Below are 19,520 nucleotides of genomic sequence, written 5' to 3'. Positions count from 1 at the left end.
GTCGTGAGACTTCACCCTCCGCGGTGGTCAAGTCGGCCCGCGCGGGTCGCGGGTGCGGCATGATGGAGCGGTCCGAGCAGCGCCGATCCGTGGGGGGTCCCGGTGGCAGAGCCCGACTCGCCCGGTGGCGAGCCCTCGCCCGCGCCCCCGGACGCTCCCTGGCAGTGGTCCTCGGTGCGCGAGCGAGCCACGACCGCCGCGCCCGTGCGGGTGCTGCCCTCCGCGGTGGGCGCCGAGCTGGTGGCCGCGCTGCGGCCCCCCGAGGTGCCCCTGCCCGCGCCGGGCGCCGAGGGCGTCGCGGTGCGTCGCGAGCGGCGTACGACGTGGGGGCTGCGGGTCGCCTGCGCCGCGTTCGTGACCCTCGCCGGTGCGGGGCTGCTGGCCACCGACGTCGGTGCGGGGCTGCGCGACGACGTGCTCGCCCAGCTGCCCGACCTGCTCGTGCCCGGGGCGGACGGTGGGACCGAGGGGACCGAGGGGACCGAGGGGACCGAGGGGACCGAGGGGACCGAGGGGGCCCCGGTCGCGGGCGCGGCCCGGGTCACGCCGGGCGCGAGCCCGCCGACCACGGTGGTGCCGGGCACCGTGCTGGCCCCGGCGCCCGCCGGCCCGCCGGCCCAGGCCCCCGCGCCTGGTCAGCCGTCCGCCCCGCCGCCCGCGCCGACGCCGCCCCCCGGACCGGCTCCGGCACCGCCGGCGCTGCCGGCGCCTCCGGCACGCGACGGCGCCGTCTCGCGGGTGCTCGACCCGGTGGTGGGCGGTGTCGCCGACGTCGCCGGCAGCGCCACGGGCGGGGTCACCACCCCGGTCACCGCGGCCGTGGTGCCGCTCACCGACGCGGTCACCGACCTGCTCGACGGCGTCGTCGACCCGGTGCTCGGGCTGCTCGGCGGCGTGCCTACAGGTCGCTGACCACCACGTCGAGCTGGGTCCCCTTCGGGCCCGGGTCGCCGGCCTCGACGTGCCAGCCCAGGTCGCGCAGCGCCTCGGCGAGACGTGCGGGCGTGCGCGGGTTGGCGCCGTCCTCGAGCAGCGCGCGCACCAGCCGGCCCTTGGTGGCCTTGTTGAAGTGGCTGACCACCTTGCGGGTGCCGTCGACCTCGTGCAGCACCCGCACGGTCGCGACCCGCGACGCCAGGTCGGGGGTGGGACGCCAGAACGCGGCGTAGGTGCTGGAGCGCAGGTCGACGAGCAGACCGCCGCCCAGCGCCTCGGCGGTGGCGGGGCCCAGCACCTCGCGCCAGGCCCCCGCGACCGGGCCGACGCCGGGCAGGCTGGTGCCGCCGGACAGCCGGTAGGCCGGGATGCGGTCACCCGGACGCACCAGCCCGAAGACGCTGGAGGTGATCGCCAGCCGGCTGGTGGCCCGGCGCCGGGCGGCGGGGCTGAGGGTGGTGACGTCGAGGGCGTCGTAGACCACCCCGGCGTACACCGCGTCGGCGCGCGCGGTGGGGTTGGTGCGCAGCCCGCGGTCGAGGTCGACGAGGTCGAGCTGGGTGCTGCCGACGTCGAGGACCCGCGCCGCCACCTGCGGGTCGCCTGAGCACAGGTCGACCAGCGCGTCGAGCAGCCGCTCGCGTGTCGGGGTGAGGCCGGGGAACGACAGGGAGGCCAGGTCGAGGGGCTTGCCGCGCCGTGGAGCGGACTTGCCCTCGCTGGGGGGCAGCAGGATCAGCATGGTGGTCGTTATGGTGCCTGCATGCCCAGCAACCGCGTGCTCCGGGTCCGTACCCATGACGACGGCGTCGCCGCGCACCGGCTGCGCGAGGGCGTCGAACAGCTGAGGAAGGAGCTGGGGGTCACCCCGCACTTCCCGCCCGAGGTCGAGGAGGCGGCGGCCAGGGCCGCCGCCGAGCCCCGGCTGCCCGACCTCGACCGCACCGACCTGCCGATGCTGACCATCGACCCCGAGGGCGCCCGCGACCTCGACCAGGCGATGCACATCGAGCGCGACGGCGACGGCTTCGTGGTGCACTACGCGATCGCCGACGTGGCCGCCTTCGTCAGCCCCGGCGACCCGGTCGACCTCGAGGCCAACCGGCGCGGCGAGACGCTCTACGCGCCCGAGTCGAAGGTGCCGCTGCACCCACCGGTGATCAGCGAGGGCGCCGCGTCGCTGCTGGCCGGCGAGACCCGGCCGGCGCTGCTGTGGACGATCCGGCTCGACGCCGACGGCGAGGGCACCGACGTACGCGTCGAGCGGGCGCTGGTGCGCTCGACCGCCCAGCTGACCTACCAGCAGGCGCAGGCCGGCCTCGACGACGGCACCGCGCCCGAGACGGTGCGGCTGCTGGCCGAGGTGGGGCCGTTGCGCCTGGCCCGCGAGGCCGCGCGGGGCGGGGTCTCGCTGCCGCTGCCCGAGCAGGAGGTCGAGGTCGAGGGCGAGCACTGGCACCTGGGGTTCCGCGAGCGGCTGGCGATGGAGGACTGGAACGCCCAGATCTCGCTGCTCACCGGCTACGGCGCCGCCGACCTGATGGTCTACGCCCGCGTCGGGCTGCTGCGCACCCTGCCCCCGCCCGACCCGCACGACGTGCGGCGCCTGCACCGCACCGCCCGCGCGCTGGGCATCGAGTGGCCGGCCGAGATGCTCTACCCCGACTTCATCCGCACCCTCGACCCGCTGCTGCCCGCGCACGCCGCGATGGTCGACGCCAGCACCCGCCTGCTGCGCGGCAGCGGGTACGTCGGCTTCAACGGCGAGCTGCCCGAGCAGCCGCTGCACGCGGCGCTGGCGGCCGAGTACGCCCACGTCACCGCGCCGCTGCGTCGTCTCGGCGACCGGTACGCCGGTGAGGTGTGCGTGGCCCTGTGCGCCGGCACCGAGGTGCCCGTCTGGGTGCTGCAGGCCCTCCCCGGCCTGCCCGAGACGCTGCGCACCTCGGCCCAGCGGGCCGGTGCCTACGAGCGCGGGGTGCTCGACCTCGTCGAGGCCGGGGTGCTGGAGGAGCGGGTCGGCGAGGTCTTCGCCGGGGTCGTCGTCGACGTCGACGAGAAGGAGCCCACCCGCGGCTCGGTCGTCGTGCAGTCGCCGGCGGTCGAGGGCCGGCTCACCAGCACCGGGGCGGAGCTGCCGCTCGGCACCGACGTACGCGTGCGGCTCGTCACCGCCGACGTGCAGCAGCGCCGGGTGGCCTTCGAGCTGGTCGAGGTGGGCTGAGCGCCCCTCCCGGGGTCGTGGTCCGGGTCGCGTCAGCCGGGGCTCATCGCGCCGGGTGGGCGCTGACCTCCGAGGCGAGGGCGTCGGGGTCGGCGACGGTCAGGGTCACGCCGGGGTGCACGATGCGGCCGGTGGGGTCGATCCCCTTCACCGGGGAGCGCAGCTCGAGGCAGACGGCGGCGTCGCCGTTGGTCGCGAAGGTGACCCCCTTGTCGGTGAACGACAGGTGCGGCGGCCCGACGGTCTTGAGGTAGGCGAAGCCGCCGCTGCGCTGCACGCCGGTGATGTTCTCGATGGGCGTGCGCAGCCGCCACGGCCCGAAGCGCACCCGCAGCTCGGGCGCGGGCGCGCCCGGCTCGTCGACCTCCACCCACGCCGTGCGGGGGGTGATGGCCAGGGCCAGGGCCGGCAGACGGTAGGCGGGGCTGAAGGCGAAGGGGTAGCGGTGGGCCATCGGCCCATCCCAGCACGTCGCCCGGGCGTGCGGCACGCCCGCGCGGGGGACCGGAGGCGTCCCGGGCCGACCGCCGCTCAGTGCAGCAGCACGTCGGCGAGCGGACGTCGCGGGCTCGGCGCGAGCCGCTCGCGCGAGCTCTCCTGCCACCCGACCCGCACCAGCAGCTGCGGCACCAGGGCGCTGCCCAGCACGTCGCGCTGCAGGGCCCGACGGGTCTCGGGGCGCTCCACCACGTGGCTCAGCGGGACCATCGACAGCAGACCGGTGGTGGCGCTGAGCGAGGTCCGGCTCAGCGCCTCGCCGGCGCGCAGGTGGTCGAGCGGTTCGTCGGTCGGCGTGGCCAGCACCAGCACGCCGTCGGCGCGGTCGATGCCGCCGGGGTCGACGACCGGCCGGTCGTCGAAGCGGGTGGCCGGCCCCTCGGTGGCCTCCCGCGGGACTCCGTCGTGGGTGCTGCGCTGCACCCAGGCCCGCTGCTCGGCCTGCACCGCGGGGTCCTGCGACAGGAGGTCCCGGGCCTGCTCGACGAGCTCCTCCAGCCGGTGCCGGCGGCCCGGGTCGACCACGGGTACGACGGCACAGCCCGCGCGGGCGCCGATGCCCGCCAGGTGCTCGAGCCGGGGCGCGGGCACCTCCCAGCTGGTGAAGCGCCTGCGGTCGGTGACCCGGGCCGTGATGGCCTCCAGGTCGGCTCGTGCGTCCGCGTCCGTCGGCGGCGTGCCGGGCTGGTCGGGCCCCGCCTCGAGGCTCACCCGGGCCAGCAGCGTCGAGCCGGGCCCGGCGGGCAGCCGCTCGACCGTGCAGCCCTGCCCGAGCGCGCGGGCGGCCACCTGCAGGTGGTGCAGGGCGGCGCCACAGCTGATGCGCAGGCTGCGCCCGTCGGGGTCCGCGGCCGCCAGCTGGCGCGCGGGGTCGGCGTACAGCTCGATGACGGAGCCGGTGGCCCGCCACAGCCAGGGCTGGGTGTTGTGCACGCTCGGGGCGCGACAGGCCAGCTGCAGCAGCCGGCGCGTGAGGGTGTCGAGGCCGTCGTCGGCATCGCCGGCGGTGCCCGTGAGCACTCCCACGACGTCGCTGCGGCTCACCACCCCGACCACGTGCCCCTGGTCGTCGACGACGGGCAGGCTCGTCACGCTCGACGAGCCCAGCAGGTCGGCCGCCGTCGCCAGGTCGGTGTCGGGGCCCAGGCGCGCGGGCACCGGCGCCATCACGTCACCGACGACGGCGGGCGGCGCGCCGGGCCCGGGCGTGCCGCCGGCGAGCGCTGCGTGCGGGACCCGGCCCCGGATCACGTCGACCTCGTGCAGCAGGCCCTGCAGCCTGCCGGCGGCGTCCACGACCGGCAGCGAGCTGACGTGGTGGCGTGCGAGCAGCGCCAGGGCGTCGTCGACCCCGGCGTCGGTCGTGGTGGTGAGCGGTGGTGCGGTCATGACCTCGGCGACCCGCATGGTCGGCTCCTCTGGTGGGCCCCTCGTGGGGCGGTGCGGTGCTGGGGGTTCCAGGCTCCGCCGTGGGCGGCGCCCGCGTCAGGGCCCAAGGTCCTCGCCGGCAGGGACACGTGCCGGCCCCGGCGCACGGTCGCGCTCGGGGCGGCTCAGCACGACGGGGCACTCGGCCCACGGCAGCACCGCGCGCGCGACGGGCCCGAGGTATGTCGCCGGTCCGCCGCGGTGCTCGCGCCGGCCGAGCACGAGCAGGTCGGCGGTGCGCGCGGCCGCCAGCAGCCCCGAGGACGGGTGCCCCTCGTCCACCGAGACCTCGACGTCGCACGCGTCGCCGCCGCACTCGGCCAGCACCTCCTGGGCGCGGCGGCGCAGCGCGTCGGGCCCCGCCACCGGGTCGGGCGCCAGCGAGCCGGGTCGGTGCACCAGCACCCGCAGCACCGCCCGTCCGAGTCGCGCGCGGCGTACGGCCTCGGTCAGGGCGGCCCGGTCGGGCCGGTCCGGGTCGAGCCCGACGGCCACCAGCGAGCGTCGCGGCGCGCTCCACGACGGCGGCACCACGCACATCGCGACGTCGGTGAGGTCGGCGAGGGCCGCGGAGACCGAGCCGGTGGAGTGCCACGAGCTGCTGTCGCGGCGTCCTGTCACGACCAGGCGGGCGGCGGGCGCGGCCGCGACCAGGACCTCCGGCGGGTGGCCCACCGCCTGCTCGGTCTCTACCCGCACGCGGTCGCCGACCTCGTCGAAGCACGCCGCCGCGGCGGTGCGCAGCGCCGTGCGGCCCTGCTCGCGCGCCAGCGTGGTCGGGGCGACCTGCAGCAGGTGCACCGTGGCTCCACCGCGGACGGCCTCCCGGGCGGCCCAGCGTGCCGCCGACCCGGGGTCCGAGCCGCCGACGGCCACGAGGACGCGTGGGCGCGGCGGGGCGTGCGTCGGGTCCGCGGTGGCCGGCGGTGAGGTGGGTGCCATCCGACCACGGTGCCGTCCGGGGCCCGGGCCGGGCAGGGCCGTTGGTCGCGGGACCGGGGGGCCGGAGGTCCGCGGGCCGCGCACTCCTGGGCCGCGCACTCCGGAACTGCGCACTCCGGGACCAAGGTCCTGCCGGGTGGTGCCGCTGGGCCGGGGCAGACCGGCCGGGTCGCGCCTAGGTTCGGGTCATGTGGGAAGTCGACGGTCCTGGCCGGGCAGGCGAGCACGGGGAGCGCCCGGTGATCCGGGTCTACCTGCTCGACGACCACGAGCTGGTGCGCCGCGGCACGCGTGAGCTGCTGGAGAGCCAGGGCGACATCGTGGTGGTGGGCGAGTCGGGCCTGGCCCAGGAGGCCGCCCGGCGGATCCCGGCGCTGCGTCCCGACGTCGCCGTCCTCGACCAGCGCCTGCCCGACGGGTCCGGCGTCGAGGTCTGCCGCCAGGTGCGCTCGGTCGACCCCACGATCGCGGCCGTCATCCTGACCTCCTACGACGAGGACGAGGCGCTCTTCTCCGCCATCATGGCCGGCGCCGCCGGCTACGTGCTCAAGCAGGTCAAGGGCAACGACTTCGTCGAGACCGTGCGCCGGGTGGCGGCCGGTCAGTCGATGCTGGACCCGGCGGTCACCGCGCAGGTCCTCGCCCGGCTGCGCGACGGGCCCCCGGAGGACTGGGTGACCAAGCAGCTGACGCCCAAGGAGCACCAGGTCCTCGACCTGGTCGGCGAGGGCCTGACCAACCGCCAGATCGCCGAGCGCCTCGAGCTGGCCGAGAAGACGGTGAAGAACTACGTCTCCACGGTGCTCGGCAAGCTCGGCGTCGAGAGCCGCACCCAGGCCGCCATCATCGCCACCCGGCAGCACGAGACCGGGCGCCGCCGGCCGGGAGGTTCATCGGCCGGCCGATGAACCACCTGGGTGGCCGATGAAGCTTCATCGTCCACTCAGGAGATCCGTCGGCCGGCCGATGAAGCTCCGCGGCCCTCACCCGGCCACCGGGGCGGCCGGTTCGGAGGCCCTGTCGTAGCGGCCCCGGCGGGCGGCGCCGGTGAGCCGTGCCCGCTCGGCGAGGACCGCCTGGGCGGCGGCCACGTTGGCCGGCTCGCCGCGCCAGGCGTCGAGCACCGGGGCCTGCAGCGCCCTGCCGTAGGAGAAGCTCAGCTGCCAGGGCTGCGGCGCAGGGAGCCGGTTGAGCGCGTCGAGCCGGGCGGTGGCTTCTTGCGGGCTCTGGCCGCCGGAGAGGAAGACGATGCCGGGCACCGAGGCCGGCACGGTGTCGCGCAGCACCGCGACGGTGCGCTCGGCGACCACGTGGTCCTCGATCGTCCCGGTCTCCGGCGAGAGGGTCCCCGGCAGGACCATGTTGGGCTTGAGCAGGGTCGCCTCGAGGGTGACGTGCTGGCGGGCCAGCTCGGCGTAGACCTCCCGCAGGACCTGCGCGGTCACCTCGGCGCAGCGCTCCAGCGAGTGCGCGCCGTCCATCAGCACCTCGGGCTCGACCACCGGCACCAGCCCGGCCTCCTGGGCCAGTGCAGCGTAGCGGGCCAGCGCGTGGGCGTTGGCGCTCACGCACGCCGGGGTCGGCAGGGTGGCGTCGATGCGCAGCACCGCTCGCCACTTGGCGAAGCGCGCGCCCAGGGCGGCGTACTCGGCGAAGCGCTCGCGCAGCCCGTCGAGCCCCTGGGTGACCAGCTCGCCGGGCGAGCCGGCGAGGGGTACCGTGCCCCGGTCGACCTTGATGCCGGGGACGATCCCGGCGCCGGCGAGCAGCTCGGGCACCAGCGCCCCGCTGCTGGTGCGCTGGCGGATGGTCTCGTCGTAGAGGATGACGCCGCTGACGTGCTCCTCGAGACCGGGGGTGGTGAGCAGCAGCTCGCGCAGGGCCAGCCGGGTCGCCCCCGTCGACTCGACACCGATGCGCGCGAGGCGTTTGGTCATCGTGGGCTGGCTCTCGTCGATGGCCAGCAGGCCCTTGCCCGGGGCCACGAGGGCCCGGGCCGTGGCGGTCGGTGCGGCTGTCGGTGCGGCGGTCGGCGCGGTGGTCGGCATGGGTGCTCCCTGTGCTCGGTCGTGGGTCGCTCCCCAGGTTGTCGCCGACGGGGCGGGGCGCCCACGGTCGTCCGACCCGCCGCGGGGGTCCGTTGGGCCCTGGTGGGGGAGCGGGCCGCCGGCGCACCGTGGGTGCGGGCCGGGTCGACGGCCCCGGACGGCACGAGGAGGGCGAGGCACGTGGCGGGCAGCAGCGGTGGCGGGGCGGCAGGAGGCGGCGCGATCTACGGCCTGGGCGTGTTCGGCGCCTGGGTCTACTTCTGGAAGGACGCCCCCGACGGGTTCTGGTGGCACGTCCTGGCGGTGCTCGAGGGCGTCGTGTGGCCGGCGTTCATGGTGTACGACGCCTTCTCGGCGCTCGACTAGGTGGGGACCCCGGTCGGCGCCGGGGTCGGTGCGCGGGGCGCGCCGCGGCTCCTCAGCCGCTTGTCGGCGGCGATGACCAGGCCGGCCAGCGCGGCGACCGCCGCGATCCGCGCCCACGTGCTGGCCGGGAGCGGCGCGGTGTCGAAGACCGCGTTCATGGCCGGCAGGTAGGTCAGGGCCAGCTGCCCCAGCGCCTGGAGGCCCACGCCCACGAGCAGCCACCGGTTGGTGAACAGGCCCAGGCGCCAGGCCGAGAGCCTGGGGGAGCGGCAGCTGAAGAGGTAGACGGCCTCGACGACGACGAAGACGTTGAGCGCGGCCGTGCGCGCCTCGGTGAGGCCGGCCCCGCGGGACTGCTCCCACTGGAAGAGCCACCACGACCCGGCGACCAGCAGTGCCGAGACCAGCAGGATGCGGGCCGTCAGGGCGCGCGTGAGCAGCGGCTGGTCGGGGTCGCGGGGCGGGCGGGTCATGATGCCGTCCTCGCGGGGCTCGAAGGCGAGCATCAGCCCCAGCAGCACCGCGGTGGTCATGTTGATCCACAGGATCTGGGTGGGCAGGATCGGCAGGGCGGTGCCCAGCAGCACGGCCACCAGGATCACCAGGCCCTCGCCGATGTTGGTGGGCAGCGTCCAGGCGATGAACTTCGTCAGGTTGTCGAAGGCCCCGCGTCCCTCCTCCACCGCGGCCTCGATGGTCGCGAAGTCGTCGTCGAGCAGCACCATGTCGGCGGCGTCCTTGGCCACCTCGGTGCCGCCGGTGCCCATCGCCACCCCGATGTCGGCCTGGCGCAGCGCGGGCGCGTCGTTGACCCCGTCGCCGGTCATCGCCACGACGTGGCCCTGGCCCTGCAGCGCCTCGACCAGGCGCAGCTTCTGCTCGGGGGAGACCCGGGCCAGCACGACGGCGCCGTCCACCGCGGCCGGCAGCTCCTGGGCGTCGAGGGCCGCCAGGTCGGTGCCGGTGAGCACCGGCACGGGGCCGGTCGCCGACTCGTCGAGCAGCCCGACGTGCCGGGCGACGGCCGTGGCCGTGGCGGCGTGGTCGCCGGTGATCATCTTGACCGAGACCCGGGCGGCCAGGCAGGCCGCGACCGCCCGGGCGGCGGCGGGCCTCGGCGGGTCGAGCATCGCCTGCAGCCCGGTGAGCACCAGGTCGCCCGGCACCGCTTCGGCGTCGAAGGTGGCCGGATCGCCGCGCTCGGCGCCGGTCAGCGGGCGCACCGCCGTCGCCAGCACCCGCAGCCCCTGCTGGGCCAGGGCGTGCGCGGCCCCGAGCACGAGCGTGCGGTCGACGGGGCCGCTCGACCCGTCGGCTCGCAGCTGTCTGGTGCACCGCTCGAGCACCTGCTCGGCGGCGCCCTTCACCACGACCACCTGCTGGTCCGGGTCGTCGGCGGTGAGGTCGCGGTGCAGCGTGGCCATCCAGCGCCGGTCGGAGGAGAACGGGACCGTGGCCTCGCGGGGGGCGAGGGCCTCGACCCGGTCACGGTCGAGGCCGGCCTTGGCGCCGGCGACCAGCATCGCGCCCTCGGTGGGGTCGCCGACGACCCGCCACCGCCCGTCGCGGCGGGCCAGGGCGGCGTCGTTGCAGGCGACTCCCACCAGCAGCGTCCACCACAGCGCCGAGCGGGGCAGCGGCGTCAGCGTGGCGCCCCGGTCGTCGCGCAGCACCCCGTCGGGGGCGTAGCCCGAGCCGGTCAGCTCCACCTCCCCCTCCTGGGTCCACACGGCACGCACGGTCATCTGGTTCTGGGTCAGGGTGCCGGTCTTGTCGGAGCAGATCACGGTTGTGCTGCCCAGCGTCTCGACCGCGGGCAGGCGGCGTACGACGGCTCGGCGCCGCGCCATCCGCGCCACCCCGATGGCCAGGGTGATGGTGACCGCGGCGGGCAGCCCCTCCGGGATGGCACCCACGGCGAGGGCCACCGCGGCGGTGAAGGTCTCGGCCATCTCCTGGCCCCGCAGCAGGCCGATCAAGAAGGTGGCCGCCGCCAGCGCCACGATGGCCACCGTCAGGAGCTTGCTGAACCAGGCCAGCTTGCGGGTCAGGGGCGTCGAGAGGCCCTCAGCCGCCCCGACGAGGCGGTGGATGTCGCCCAGCTCGGTCTCGGCGCCGGTGGCGACCACGACGCCGCTGCCGCTGCCGGTGGTGACCAGGGTCCCCGAGTAGGCCATGTTGCGGCGGTCTGCCACCGCCACCTGGCCGGGGAGCACCACCTCGTGCTTGGCCACCGGAGCCGACTCGCCGGTCAGGGCCGACTCGTCGACCCGCAGCTCGTCGGCCCGGGTCACGCGCAGGTCGGCGGGCACCTTGGCGCCCTCCTCGAGCACCACGAGGTCGCCGGGCACCAGCTCGGCCGAGGGCAGGCTGCGCACCTGTCCGTCGCGCACGACGCTCGCCGTGGTGCGCACCATGGCCCGCAGGCCCTCCAGCGCCGCCTCGGCGCGGGACTCCTGCACGAAGCCGACCGCGGCGTTGACGACGACCACACCGAGGATCACCGAGGAGTCGACCAGCTCCCCGAGCGCGGCGGTGACGAGCACCGAGGCGAGCAGCACGTAGATCAGCGGGTTGTGCAGCTGGCGCGCCAGCCGGAGCAGCGGCCCGGCGCTCCTGGTGACCGGCAGCGCGTTGGGCCCGAACCGGATCAGCCGCTGCGCGGCCTCCGCCTCGCCGAGGCCCCGGGCGGGATCGGTGGCGAGCAGCAGCACCACCTCATGGGCGGGGAGCCCGTGGGCTGCGTCGGGTGGGGTCGCGGGCCGAGCGGGGCTCTCGGTGCGGGCGGGGCCGGCCATGGGTCCCAGCGTCGTGGCGCGCGGCCCGGCTGCTGCAGACACCAACGACCCCCTCGCGCGGGACCTAGGTCCCGCCGGACGCTGACTGCTGGCCTGGCAGGGCGGTCCAGCCCACCAGGGCACGTTTGCGTCGATCGGCTGCGCAGCGACACCAGGGAGTGGGAGCGTTCTCTGACTTCACCCCCGACCGCAAGGATTCCTGTGGCTCTCCACGTCAACCGGTCGCGCCTCGCCGGCGTTGCCGTCGCCTCTGTCGCCCTGACCGTCGCCGTGAGCGGCGCCTACGCCAGCTCAGCGATGAAGGACGACGGTGTCGTCAACGCTTGCTACCGGCTCAAGACCGGCGACCTGCGCCTCGAGAGCAGCAAGCGCCCGTGTGCCACCGACGAGGCCAAGTGGCGCCTGCGCGAGCGTCGCATCTCCTGGAACGAGGAGGGCGTCCGGGGGGCGGCCGGACTGCCCGGCGTCGACGGCATCGACGGCGTCGACGGCATCGACGGCATCGACGGCAACGACGGCGCACCAGGACCGAAGGGGGCGCCTGGCGCTGACGGTTCCCCGGGCCCGGTCGGTCCGATGGGACCGATCGGGCCCGCGGGACAGATCGGCCCCATGGGCCTTCCTGGCCTCGACGGCACGAACGGCGAGGACGGCGCCGTTGGCCCGCAGGGCCCCGAGGGTGAGGCAGGTGAGACCGGCCCGCAGGGGCCGAAGGGTGACACGGGTGAGACCGGTCCGCAGGGTCCGAAGGGTGACGCGGGCGAGACCGGCCCGCAGGGACCGGCTGGCCCCGCCGGTGCGCCCGGTCTGATCGGCCCCGTTGGTCCGCAAGGAGCCACTGGCCCGCAGGGGCCCGCAGGCGCAGGTGGGGGATTCGAGCTCGTCGACGGTGACGGCGTCACCCTCGGGGACCTGATGTCCATCGATCGCAGCTCCTTCACGCTGCTCACCTCGACCGGCTACCTGCTCACGGCCCGTTGGGACGGCACGATTCCCACGTCGCAGACCTACTACACCGGTGCCGGCTGCACGGGTACGCCCTACCTCAACTCCAGCAGCGGTATCCCGGCCTTCGCGAAGACCCTTGTCTACCTCGGCTCACCGGGCTCGCTCGGTGTGCCGGACGTGACCGGCGCCGGGGCAGCGCCGGCGGTATCCCTCACCTCCGCGTCGATCGACAACCCGGCGTGCGGGACGAGCGAGGGAGCCAGGACCGGTGTGAAGATGAAGACCACCACCGCAACCGCCGTCGGGCTCCCGGCCGGGACCACCAACCAGCTGGCGACCCCGCTCAGCATCAACTGATCCCTCGCCGCCCCTGCCGGGGCGCGGGGCGGCGGGTCGGTGGGCTCGCGGACCGACCCCGGGGGAGCGGCCCGGGTGCGGACGGGCTGGCCTGTAGGCCGGGTTCTGTCCCCGGACCTCTCGGACCGGGGGGCGACCATCCATCTAGGCCCACCGTTGCCGGTGGGCTCCAGCGGTCTACCCGCGTGCTCGGGCGGGCCGCCCTCAGACGCACGCGCGCCACCACGAGTGGTGGCTTCTTGACCTTGCTCCAGGTGGGGTTTGCCTAGCCGTCCGGGTCGCCCCGGACGCTGGTGGGCTCTTACTCCACCGTTTCACCCTTGCCCCGTCCGGCCGGAGCCGGTCGTGGCGGTCTGTTCTCTGTGGCACTGTCCCGCAGGTTGCCCCGGGTGGGGGTTACCCACCACCTCGCCCTGTGGAGCCCGGACCTTCCTCGGCGCCCCTCGAGAGGGACGACGCGGTCGCCCGGCCAGCCCGTCCGCGCCACCAGGGTAGCGGAACACCCAGGTGGCCCGGCGCGTTGGACCTTCCATGAGCGAGGAGTACCCGATCCAGGCCCCGCCGCTGCTCTTCCCCGGGCAGTGGGCGCCCGAGTCCGCCTACCGCACCGCCTTCGACCTGCTCGCCCGCAACGCGCCCGGCCCGGCGCTCGAGGTGCTCGAGCCCGCCCTCGAGCGCGAGCCCGACAACCGCGGGCTGCGCTCGCTGCGCGCCTGGGCCTTCCTGCTGCGCGCCCAGCTGGGCCGCGCCGAGGACGACCTGCGCGCGCTGGTCGAGGAGCGCCCCGACGACGTCTGGGCCTGCCACGCGCTGGGGCGCAGCCTCGAGCGGCAGAGCCGGTACGCCGAGGCGCTGGGCTTCCTGCGCCTGGCCGCGGTGATGAGCGACGACCACGAGCACCGGGTCGACGTGCTGCGCGTCGAGGGCCGGCTGGGCGACGACGCCTGACCGGCCGCCGGCCACCGCTCAGGGGTTCGTCAGCACCTCGGCGCCGTCGGCGGTCACCAGCAGGGTGTGCTCGAACTGCGCCGAGCGGCGCTTGTCGGCGGTCACGACGGTCCAGCCGTCGTCCCACATCTCCCACTCGTGGGTGCCGAGGTTGAGCATCGGCTCGATGGTGAAGGTCATCCCGACCTCGATCAGGTCGTCGTGCTGCGGGTCGTCGTAGTGCGGCACGATCAGCCCGGAGTGGAAGTGCGTGCCGATGCCGTGGCCGGTGAACTCGCGCACCACGCCGTAGCCGTGCCGCTTGGCGAAGGACTCGATGACCCGGCCGATGACGTTGATGCGGCGCCCCGGCTTGACCGCCCTGATGCCCCGCTCGAGCGCCTCGCGGGTGCGCTCGACGAGCAGCCGCGACTCCTCGTCGACGTCGCCGGCGAGGAAGGTCGCGTTGGTGTCGCCGTGCACCCCGTCGAGGAAGGCGGTGATGTCGATGTTGACGATGTCGCCGTCCTCGACGACCCGGCTGTCGGGGATGCCGTGGCAGACCACCTCGTTGACGCTCGAGCACAGCGACTTGGGGAAGCCGCGGTAGCCGAGCGTGGAGGGGTAGGCCCCGTGGTCGCAGAGGAGCTCGTGGCCGATGCGGTCGAGCTCGTCGGTGGTGACGCCGGGCACGACGTGGCGCCCGACCTCCTCGCGGGCCTGCGCGGCGAGCCGGCCGGCGACCCGCATCCGCTCGATGGTCTCGGCGTCCTTCACCTCGGGCCCGGTGTAGGGCGCCGGCGCGTCGCGGTCGACGTACTCGGGGCGCACCACGTGGGCGGGCACGGGTCGGCGCGGAGACAGGGTCGCGGGGGCCACGGGAGTCACGCCGACCGAGTCTAGGCGGCCGGCGCACGCGTTAGTCTCGGGGCATGAGCGAAGGCGGCAACCCCGACCAGTACTGGTTCTGCGTCAAGCACCACCGGGTCGAGACGGTCGACGACCTGTGCCCGGCCAAGCACCGCCTGGGCCCCTACGACTCCCGCGAGGCGGCGGCCCAGGCCCTCGACACCGCGCAGGCGCGCAACGAGGAGTGGGAGGAGGAGGACGAGCGCTGGGACGACGCCGGTCTCGAGGACTGAGCCGGTGGTCTCGCGCCGACGCACCCGTCCCGCCCCGCGCCCCGACGCCGCCGACCCGTGGCCCTTCGTGGGCATGGTCGGCATGGCCACGACCTTCTTCCTGTACGCCGCCAGCGCGCCCTTCACGCCCTGGTGGGTGCAGGCGCTGATGCTGGTGTGGTGGGCCTTCTGCCTGCTCGTCGCCTCCGCCTGGTTCACCCTGCACCCGCGCTGGGTGCCGTGGGTGGCGGTCGTCTCGGCGCTGAGCTGGTTCGCCGTCGTGGTGCCCGGCGGCATCTGGCTCGGCTGGGAGTGAGCAGCGCTAGCGCGGCGTGACCCGCAGCACCTCGTCGGCGCCACCGCCGTTGTCGGTCAGCAGCAGCAGGCTGTTGTCGCTGTCGCGCACCACGGTGCGGATCCGCCCGTGCCCGGTCAGCTCGTCGGGCACCCGCTGGGCCCGCAGCCGCCCGCGCGAGTCGAAGTCGAGGAAGCGCACCTGCTGGTCCTTGAGCACCGCCATCGCCAGGTCGCCGCGCAGCGCCCCCCACTTCCCGCCCGCCACGAAGTCGGCGCCGCCGGGGGCGATCGTGGGGTTGCCCGAGCGCCAGCGCGCCACCCGCTGGCGACCCGGCAGCGAGCGGTCGGTCATCGGCACCTGCTCGTCGTAGCCGGGCACGGGGTGCCAGCCGTGGTCGCCGCCGCGCACCAGCCGGTTGACCTCGTCGTCGCGGAAGCTGCCGTGCTCCACCGACCACAGCGAGCCGTCGCTGCGCTGGGCCAGGCCCTGGACGTTGCGGTGGCCGTAGGTGAAGACGTAGCGCTTGCGCGTGCTGGTCGCCCTCGGGAACGGGTTGCCCGGCCAGGGCTTGCCCGTCATCCGGTCCAGGCGCAGCGTCTTGCCGCCCAGGGAGGTGAGCCGGCGTGGGTTCCGGCCGATGGCGGCGTCGCCGGTGCCGACGACCAGCGCCCCGTCGTCGGCCACCAGCAGCCGGCAGCCGCCGTGGCGGCCGGTGGTGGCCGGGATGCCCCGCAGCAGCGGTCCCCGCCGCTTGGCGCGGGTGGCGCGCTGGTTGAGCTTCCACGCCAGCACTCGCACGTCGTGCCCGCCGCCCGACCGGGTCGCGCCCTGGCAGGTGTAGAAGCGCCGGTTCTGCTCGAAGCGGGGGTCGGCGACCAGGCCCATCAGCCCGGTCTCGCCCGAGACCCAGACGTTGCGCGAGGGGAAGGCCAGCCGGCGCACGTCGCCGTCGGCGCCCAGCAGCGACACCGTCGCCCGGTCGCGCTGGGTCACCAGGTAGTCGCCGCCGCCGATCGGGGCGATGTCCCACGGGTGGTCGAGGCCGTCGGCGAGCGTGGTGACCCGCAGCGCCGGCACGGCGCGGCGTTCGGCCGGCTCTGCTGGCCCTGCTGGCTGGCCCGACCCGGCAGGCGGGGCCGCGAGCAGCGCGGCGGCGACGGTGGAGACGAGACCCAGCAGCAGCGGTCGGCGCATCAGCCCACCGTACGTCGCGCCGTCGCGGCGGTCATCAGTCCGTCGCGGTGCCGCTCGAGAGCGGCCGCACCTCCAGGCGGGTGATCCGGTGGCCCTCGAGCCCGACGACGTGCAGCTCGGCGTCCTCGACCGCGACCAGGTCGCCCAGGCGCGCGACCCGCCCGAGGCGGTGCAGCACGAAGCCGGCGGCCGTCTCGTAGGGCCCGTCGGGCAGCTCCAGCCCCGAGGCCGCCCCGAAGTCCTCGATGCTCAGGCCCGCGTCGAGGCCGTCGGTGCCGTTGCGCGCGTGCGCGAGCGGGGCGTCGTACTCGTCGTGGATCTCGCCGACGAGCTCCTCGACCAGGTCCTCGAGGGTGACGATGCCGTCGGTGCCGCCGTACTCGTCGACGACCACGGCGATGTGGCTGCGGTGGTCGCGCATCCAGGTCAGGGTCGGCAGCACCTTGTTGGTGCCGGGCAGGAAGGCGATCTCGCGGGCCAGCGAGGAGACCGGCGCCTGCGGGTCGGCGCCCAGCAGGTCGCGCACGTGCAGGAAGCCGCGCACGTCGTCGGGGCCGCGGCCCACCACCGGGTAGCGGGAGAAGGGGTGCTCGAGCACGGTCGCGACGGCCTCGCCGACGGTGGTCGCCGCGCCCAGCACGACCGCGTCGCCGCGGGGGCGCATCACCTCGCGCAGCGTGCTGTCGCCGGCGTCGAAGACGTCGGTGAGGATCTGCCGCTCGGCCGGCTCGAGACCCTGGTGCTGGTCGACGAGGTAGCGCAGCTCCTCGTCGGACATCTCCTCGGAGGCCGCGTGCGGGTCACCGCCCAGCACCCGCACCACCGCGTTGGTGGAGAGCGAGAGGAACCACACCACCGGACGCACGAGCGTGGCGAAGCGGTCCAGGGGCGGCCCCACGAGCAGCGCGACGCTCGTGCTGCGCTGCAGGGCGATCCGCTTGGGCACCAGCTCGCCGAGCACCAGGGAGGTGTAGGCGATGGCCAGGGTGAGGACGACCAGCGCGAGCGTGTCGGCGGCGCCGGTGGGCAGGCCGAGGGCGACCAGCGCCGGCGCGAAGTCGGGCGCCAGGGTGGAGGCGCCGTACGCCGCGGAGAAGAAGCCCGCCACGGTGACACCGATCTGCACCGCGGCCAGGAAGCGGTTGGGGTCGCGCGCGACCGAGGCGACGCGCGCGCCCCGGCCGCCCCGCTTGTCGAGCTGGTCGAGCTGCGACTCGCGCAGGGAGACCAGCGCGATCTCGGTGCCGGCGAAGACACCTCCCACCATGACGAAGAGCAGGACGAGGCCGAGGTTGAGCAGGGTCTGGGTGTCCACCTGGCCCCCGGCCTAGAAGGTGTGCTCGGAGGCGGGGAAGGTGCCGCCCTTGACGTCGGCGGCGTAGGCGCGCGCGCCCTCGAGCAGCACGCTGTGCACGTCGGCGTACTGCTTGACGAAGCGGGCCATCCGCCCGGTGCGCAGCCCGAAGGCGTCCTGCCAGACCAGCACCTGGCCGTCGCAGCCGGCGCCGGCGCCGATGCCGATGGTCGGGATGGCCAGCTCGGCGCTGATCTCGGCCGCGACGTCGCCGGGCACCATCTCCATCACCACCGCGAACGCACCGGCCTCCTGCACCGCGAGCGCGTCGCGGCGCACCCGCTCGGCGGCCTCGCCGCGCCCCTGCACCCGGTAGCCGCCCAGGGTGTGCTCGGACTGCGGCGTGAAGCCGATGTGCGCCATCACCGGGACGCCCCCGCGGGTCAGCTTCTCGATGACCGGCACCATCTCGACGCCGCCCTCGAGCTTCACGCAGTGCGCCCCGGCCTCCTTCATGAACCGCACCGCGGTCAGGTAGCCCTGCTCGGGGGAGGCCTGGTAGCTGCCGAACGGCAGGTCGCCCACGACCATCGCCCGCCGGGCGGCGCCGGCGACCGCGCGGGTCAGCGGCAGCAGCTCGTCGACGGTGATCGGCAGGCTGGTCTCGTTGCCGAGCACGTTGTTGGAGGCCGAGTCGCCGACCAGCAGCAGGTCGATGCCGGCCTCGTCGAAGGTGGCCGCGGTGTACATGTCGTACGCCGTGAGCATGGTGATCTTCTCCCCGCGCTCCTTCATCTCGCGCAGGTGGTGGGTGCGCACCCGCTTGGCGGGGGCCTGCGCGGCGGTGGGGGCGGGTGCGGGGGTGCCGCTGCCGTAGGGGGCGGTCTCTTCGCTCATCGTCGAGCTCCTCGTGGTGCATCTCGCGGCTCCCTGCTGGAGTCCACGGACTGCCCCCAGGCTAGGCCCGGCCCCGCCCCCGAGCCGATGTGGTGCTGCTCACGCCCGGCCGCGGGTCGTCGGTGTGGTCGTGGGTCTGGGGTCGTCGGTGCGGGGGAGGGGGCGTGGTCCGCGACCGGCTAGGTTGCAGCCCATGCGCGTTCTCGTCTCCGGCGGTGCCGGCTACATCGGCTCACACACGGTCCTGGCCCTCATCGAGGCCGGGCACGACATCCTGGTGGTCGACGACTTCTCCAACGCCAAGCCGACGGTCGTGGCGCGGCTCGAGGCGCTCTCGGGGCGCCACATCCCCGTGCACGCCTTCGACCTGACCGACGTCGACAAGACCTCGCACCTCTTCGACACCGAGACGATCGACGCGGTGATCCACTTCGCGGGCTTCAAGGCCGTCGGCGAGAGCGTCGCCAAGCCCCTGAGCTACTACGAGAACAACCTCGGCTCGACGTTCTCGCTGGTGCGCGCGATGCAGCGCCACGGGGTGCGCAAGCTGGTCTTCTCCTCCAGCGCCACCGTCTACGGCACCGACCAGGCCGGGGCCACCGAGGACCGGGCGACCTTCGCCACCAACCCCTACGGCTGGACCAAGGTGATGCAGGAGCAGATCCTGCGCGACGTCGCCCTCGCCGACCCCGAGTCGCGCTTCGCGCTGCTGCGCTACTTCAACCCCGTCGGCGCGCACCCCTCGGGCACGATCGGCGAGGACCCCAGCGACGTGCCCAACAACCTGATGCCCTACATCGCCCAGGTGGCCGTGGGCCGGCGCGAGAAGCTGCAGGTCTTCGGCGACGACTACGCCACCGTCGACGGCACCGGCGTGCGCGACTACATCCACGTCGAGGACCTCGCCGCCGGCCACGTCGCGGCGCTCGAGGCGCTCGACCGCACCGGCGAGCCGGTCAGCACCTGGAACCTCGGCACCGGCCGCGGCACCAGCGTCCTGGAGCTGCTGCACGCCTTCGAGCGCGCCGTGGGGCGCGAGCTGCCCTACGAGGTCGTGGCGCGGCGCTCCGGCGACGTGGCGTCGTCGTACGCCGACCCGTCGAAGGCGAACGCCGAGCTCGGGTGGCGCACCGTCAAGACCGTCGAGGAGATGTGCGCCGACACCTGGCGCTGGCAGTCGCAGAACCCCGACGGCTACCCCGACTGAGCAGACGGGGGTCGCGGACCACCCTGCTGGTCGTCCC

At 75.2% G+C, this 19,520-nt stretch carries 19 protein-coding genes and 1 other RNA gene; 9 read left to right on the top strand and 11 right to left on the bottom strand.

Annotated features, from left to right (window positions below; genetic code table 11):
- Positions 1-102 precede the first annotated feature (102 nt).
- On the top strand, positions 103-912 hold the full coding sequence (locus JOE61_RS02550; protein ID WP_193669194.1) for a hypothetical protein: 810 nt from the start codon (positions 103-105) through the stop codon (positions 910-912).
- Here JOE61_RS02550 and yaaA read toward each other — a convergent pair.
- Complete coding sequence (yaaA, locus tag JOE61_RS02545; RefSeq protein WP_193669195.1) at positions 899-1,678, bottom strand: peroxide stress protein YaaA; 780 nt, start codon at positions 1,676-1,678, stop codon at positions 899-901. The two genes, JOE61_RS02550 and yaaA, sit on opposite strands and share 14 nt — an antisense overlap.
- A gap of 21 nt (positions 1,679-1,699) precedes the next feature.
- Between yaaA and JOE61_RS02540 the strand changes: the two genes are divergently transcribed.
- A complete protein-coding gene (locus tag JOE61_RS02540) occupies positions 1,700-3,160 on the top strand; it encodes an RNB domain-containing ribonuclease (RefSeq protein WP_193669196.1) in 1,461 nt (486 codons plus the stop codon).
- A gap of 43 nt (positions 3,161-3,203) precedes the next feature.
- On the opposite strand, the gene JOE61_RS02535 is transcribed toward JOE61_RS02540, so the two are convergent.
- From JOE61_RS02535 to JOE61_RS02525, 3 genes are all read right to left on the bottom strand, one after another.
- On the bottom strand, positions 3,204-3,614 hold the full coding sequence (locus tag JOE61_RS02535; RefSeq protein WP_193669197.1) for a hypothetical protein: 411 nt from the start codon (positions 3,612-3,614) through the stop codon (positions 3,204-3,206).
- Positions 3,615-3,691: 77 nt separating this feature from the next.
- On the bottom strand, positions 3,692-5,065 hold the full coding sequence (locus JOE61_RS02530) for an Acg family FMN-binding oxidoreductase (protein WP_193669198.1): 1,374 nt from the start codon (positions 5,063-5,065) through the stop codon (positions 3,692-3,694).
- Positions 5,066-5,143: 78 nt separating this feature from the next.
- A complete protein-coding gene (locus tag JOE61_RS02525) occupies positions 5,144-6,028 on the bottom strand; it encodes a universal stress protein (RefSeq protein ID WP_193669199.1) in 885 nt (294 codons plus the stop codon).
- A 188-nt stretch (positions 6,029-6,216) separates the two neighbouring features.
- Here JOE61_RS02525 and JOE61_RS02520 point away from each other — a divergent pair, with 188 nt between their 5' ends.
- Positions 6,217-6,936, top strand: coding sequence for a response regulator (locus JOE61_RS02520; protein ID WP_227491807.1), 720 nt, complete (start codon positions 6,217-6,219; stop codon positions 6,934-6,936).
- A gap of 75 nt (positions 6,937-7,011) precedes the next feature.
- On the opposite strand, the gene JOE61_RS02515 is transcribed toward JOE61_RS02520, so the two are convergent.
- Positions 7,012-8,076 (bottom strand): class I fructose-bisphosphate aldolase, encoded by a 1,065-nt coding sequence (locus JOE61_RS02515; RefSeq protein WP_193669200.1) that lies wholly within the window; start codon positions 8,074-8,076, stop codon positions 7,012-7,014.
- Positions 8,077-8,256: 180 nt separating this feature from the next.
- Here JOE61_RS02515 and JOE61_RS02510 point away from each other — a divergent pair, with 180 nt between their 5' ends.
- Positions 8,257-8,442 carry a hypothetical protein gene (locus JOE61_RS02510; RefSeq protein WP_193669201.1) on the top strand — a complete coding sequence of 62 codons (186 nt, stop codon included), beginning with the start codon at positions 8,257-8,259 and terminating at the stop codon, positions 8,440-8,442.
- Here the strand turns inward: JOE61_RS02510 and JOE61_RS02505 are convergent.
- A complete protein-coding gene (locus JOE61_RS02505) occupies positions 8,439-11,240 on the bottom strand; it encodes an HAD-IC family P-type ATPase (protein WP_193669202.1) in 2,802 nt (933 codons plus the stop codon). The two genes, JOE61_RS02510 and JOE61_RS02505, sit on opposite strands and share 4 nt — an antisense overlap.
- Before the next feature lie 201 nt (positions 11,241-11,441).
- On the opposite strand from JOE61_RS02505, the gene JOE61_RS02500 reads away from it, so the two are divergent.
- Positions 11,442-12,545: a collagen-like domain-containing protein gene (locus tag JOE61_RS02500; protein WP_227491877.1), complete on the top strand. Its 1,104-nt coding sequence runs from the start codon at positions 11,442-11,444 to the stop codon at positions 12,543-12,545.
- Between the two features lie 78 nt (positions 12,546-12,623).
- On the opposite strand, the gene rnpB is transcribed toward JOE61_RS02500, so the two are convergent.
- Positions 12,624-13,022, bottom strand: an RNA gene (gene rnpB / locus JOE61_RS02495) — RNase P RNA component class A.
- A 54-nt stretch (positions 13,023-13,076) separates the two neighbouring features.
- Between rnpB and JOE61_RS02490 the strand changes: the two genes are divergently transcribed.
- Complete coding sequence (locus JOE61_RS02490) at positions 13,077-13,493, top strand: tetratricopeptide repeat protein (RefSeq protein WP_193669203.1); 417 nt, start codon at positions 13,077-13,079, stop codon at positions 13,491-13,493.
- An 18-nt stretch (positions 13,494-13,511) separates the two neighbouring features.
- Here the strand turns inward: JOE61_RS02490 and map are convergent, their stop codons facing one another.
- Entirely contained in the window at positions 13,512-14,360 is an 849-nt protein-coding gene (gene map / locus JOE61_RS02485) for a type I methionyl aminopeptidase (RefSeq protein ID WP_193669204.1), read from the bottom strand.
- A 44-nt stretch (positions 14,361-14,404) separates the two neighbouring features.
- Here map and JOE61_RS02480 point away from each other — a divergent pair, with 44 nt between their 5' ends.
- Positions 14,405-14,614: a hypothetical protein gene (locus tag JOE61_RS02480; RefSeq protein WP_193669205.1), complete on the top strand. Its 210-nt coding sequence runs from the start codon at positions 14,405-14,407 to the stop codon at positions 14,612-14,614.
- A gap of 4 nt (positions 14,615-14,618) precedes the next feature.
- Positions 14,619-14,909: a hypothetical protein gene (locus tag JOE61_RS02475; RefSeq protein WP_193669206.1), complete on the top strand. Its 291-nt coding sequence runs from the start codon at positions 14,619-14,621 to the stop codon at positions 14,907-14,909.
- A gap of 6 nt (positions 14,910-14,915) precedes the next feature.
- Here JOE61_RS02475 and JOE61_RS02470 read toward each other — a convergent pair whose 3' ends face one another.
- The 3 genes from JOE61_RS02470 to panB are packed head-to-tail and all read right to left on the bottom strand — an operon-like array spanning position 14,916 to position 18,276.
- On the bottom strand, positions 14,916-16,085 hold the full coding sequence (locus tag JOE61_RS02470; protein WP_193669207.1) for a PQQ-dependent sugar dehydrogenase: 1,170 nt from the start codon (positions 16,083-16,085) through the stop codon (positions 14,916-14,918).
- A gap of 34 nt (positions 16,086-16,119) precedes the next feature.
- Positions 16,120-17,400 (bottom strand): hemolysin family protein, encoded by a 1,281-nt coding sequence (locus tag JOE61_RS02465; protein WP_193669208.1) that lies wholly within the window; start codon positions 17,398-17,400, stop codon positions 16,120-16,122.
- 12 nt (positions 17,401-17,412) lie between these two features.
- The gene (gene panB, locus JOE61_RS02460; protein ID WP_193669209.1) at positions 17,413-18,276 is read right to left on the bottom strand and encodes a 3-methyl-2-oxobutanoate hydroxymethyltransferase; all 864 of its coding nucleotides are present in this window, start codon (positions 18,274-18,276) and stop codon (positions 17,413-17,415) included.
- Positions 18,277-18,469: 193 nt separating this feature from the next.
- Between panB and galE the strand changes: the two genes are divergently transcribed.
- Entirely contained in the window at positions 18,470-19,483 is a 1,014-nt protein-coding gene (gene galE / locus JOE61_RS02455) for a UDP-glucose 4-epimerase GalE (protein ID WP_193669210.1), read from the top strand.
- The last annotated feature ends 37 nt before the right edge of the window (positions 19,484-19,520 follow it).

Source organism: Nocardioides salarius (assembly GCF_016907435.1).
GTDB classification, from domain to species: Bacteria; Actinomycetota; Actinomycetes; order Propionibacteriales; family Nocardioidaceae; genus Nocardioides; species Nocardioides salarius.
Note: the sequence above shows the minus strand (reverse complement) of the source record. Positions and strands in the feature narration are given on the sequence as shown.

Coding starts and splice junctions, on each gene's coding strand:
- yaaA (WP_193669195.1), bottom strand. CDS start 1,678: ATGCTGATCCTGCTGCCCCCCAGCGAGGGCAAGTCCGCTCCACGGCGC.
- JOE61_RS02540 (WP_193669196.1), top strand. CDS start 1,700: ATGCCCAGCAACCGCGTGCTCCGGGTCCGTACCCATGACGACGGCGTC.
- JOE61_RS02535 (WP_193669197.1), bottom strand. CDS start 3,614: ATGGCCCACCGCTACCCCTTCGCCTTCAGCCCCGCCTACCGTCTGCCG.
- JOE61_RS02530 (WP_193669198.1), bottom strand. CDS start 5,065: ATGCGGGTCGCCGAGGTCATGACCGCACCACCGCTCACCACCACGACC.
- JOE61_RS02525 (WP_193669199.1), bottom strand. CDS start 6,028: ATGGCACCCACCTCACCGCCGGCCACCGCGGACCCGACGCACGCCCCG.
- JOE61_RS02520 (WP_227491807.1), top strand. CDS start 6,217: ATGTGGGAAGTCGACGGTCCTGGCCGGGCAGGCGAGCACGGGGAGCGC.
- JOE61_RS02515 (WP_193669200.1), bottom strand. CDS start 8,076: ATGCCGACCACCGCGCCGACCGCCGCACCGACAGCCGCACCGACCGCC.
- JOE61_RS02505 (WP_193669202.1), bottom strand. CDS start 11,240: ATGGCCGGCCCCGCCCGCACCGAGAGCCCCGCTCGGCCCGCGACCCCA.
- JOE61_RS02490 (WP_193669203.1), top strand. CDS start 13,077: ATGAGCGAGGAGTACCCGATCCAGGCCCCGCCGCTGCTCTTCCCCGGG.
- JOE61_RS02480 (WP_193669205.1), top strand. CDS start 14,405: ATGAGCGAAGGCGGCAACCCCGACCAGTACTGGTTCTGCGTCAAGCAC.
- JOE61_RS02470 (WP_193669207.1), bottom strand. CDS start 16,085: ATGCGCCGACCGCTGCTGCTGGGTCTCGTCTCCACCGTCGCCGCCGCG.
- panB (WP_193669209.1), bottom strand. CDS start 18,276: ATGAGCGAAGAGACCGCCCCCTACGGCAGCGGCACCCCCGCACCCGCC.
- galE (WP_193669210.1), top strand. CDS start 18,470: ATGCGCGTTCTCGTCTCCGGCGGTGCCGGCTACATCGGCTCACACACG.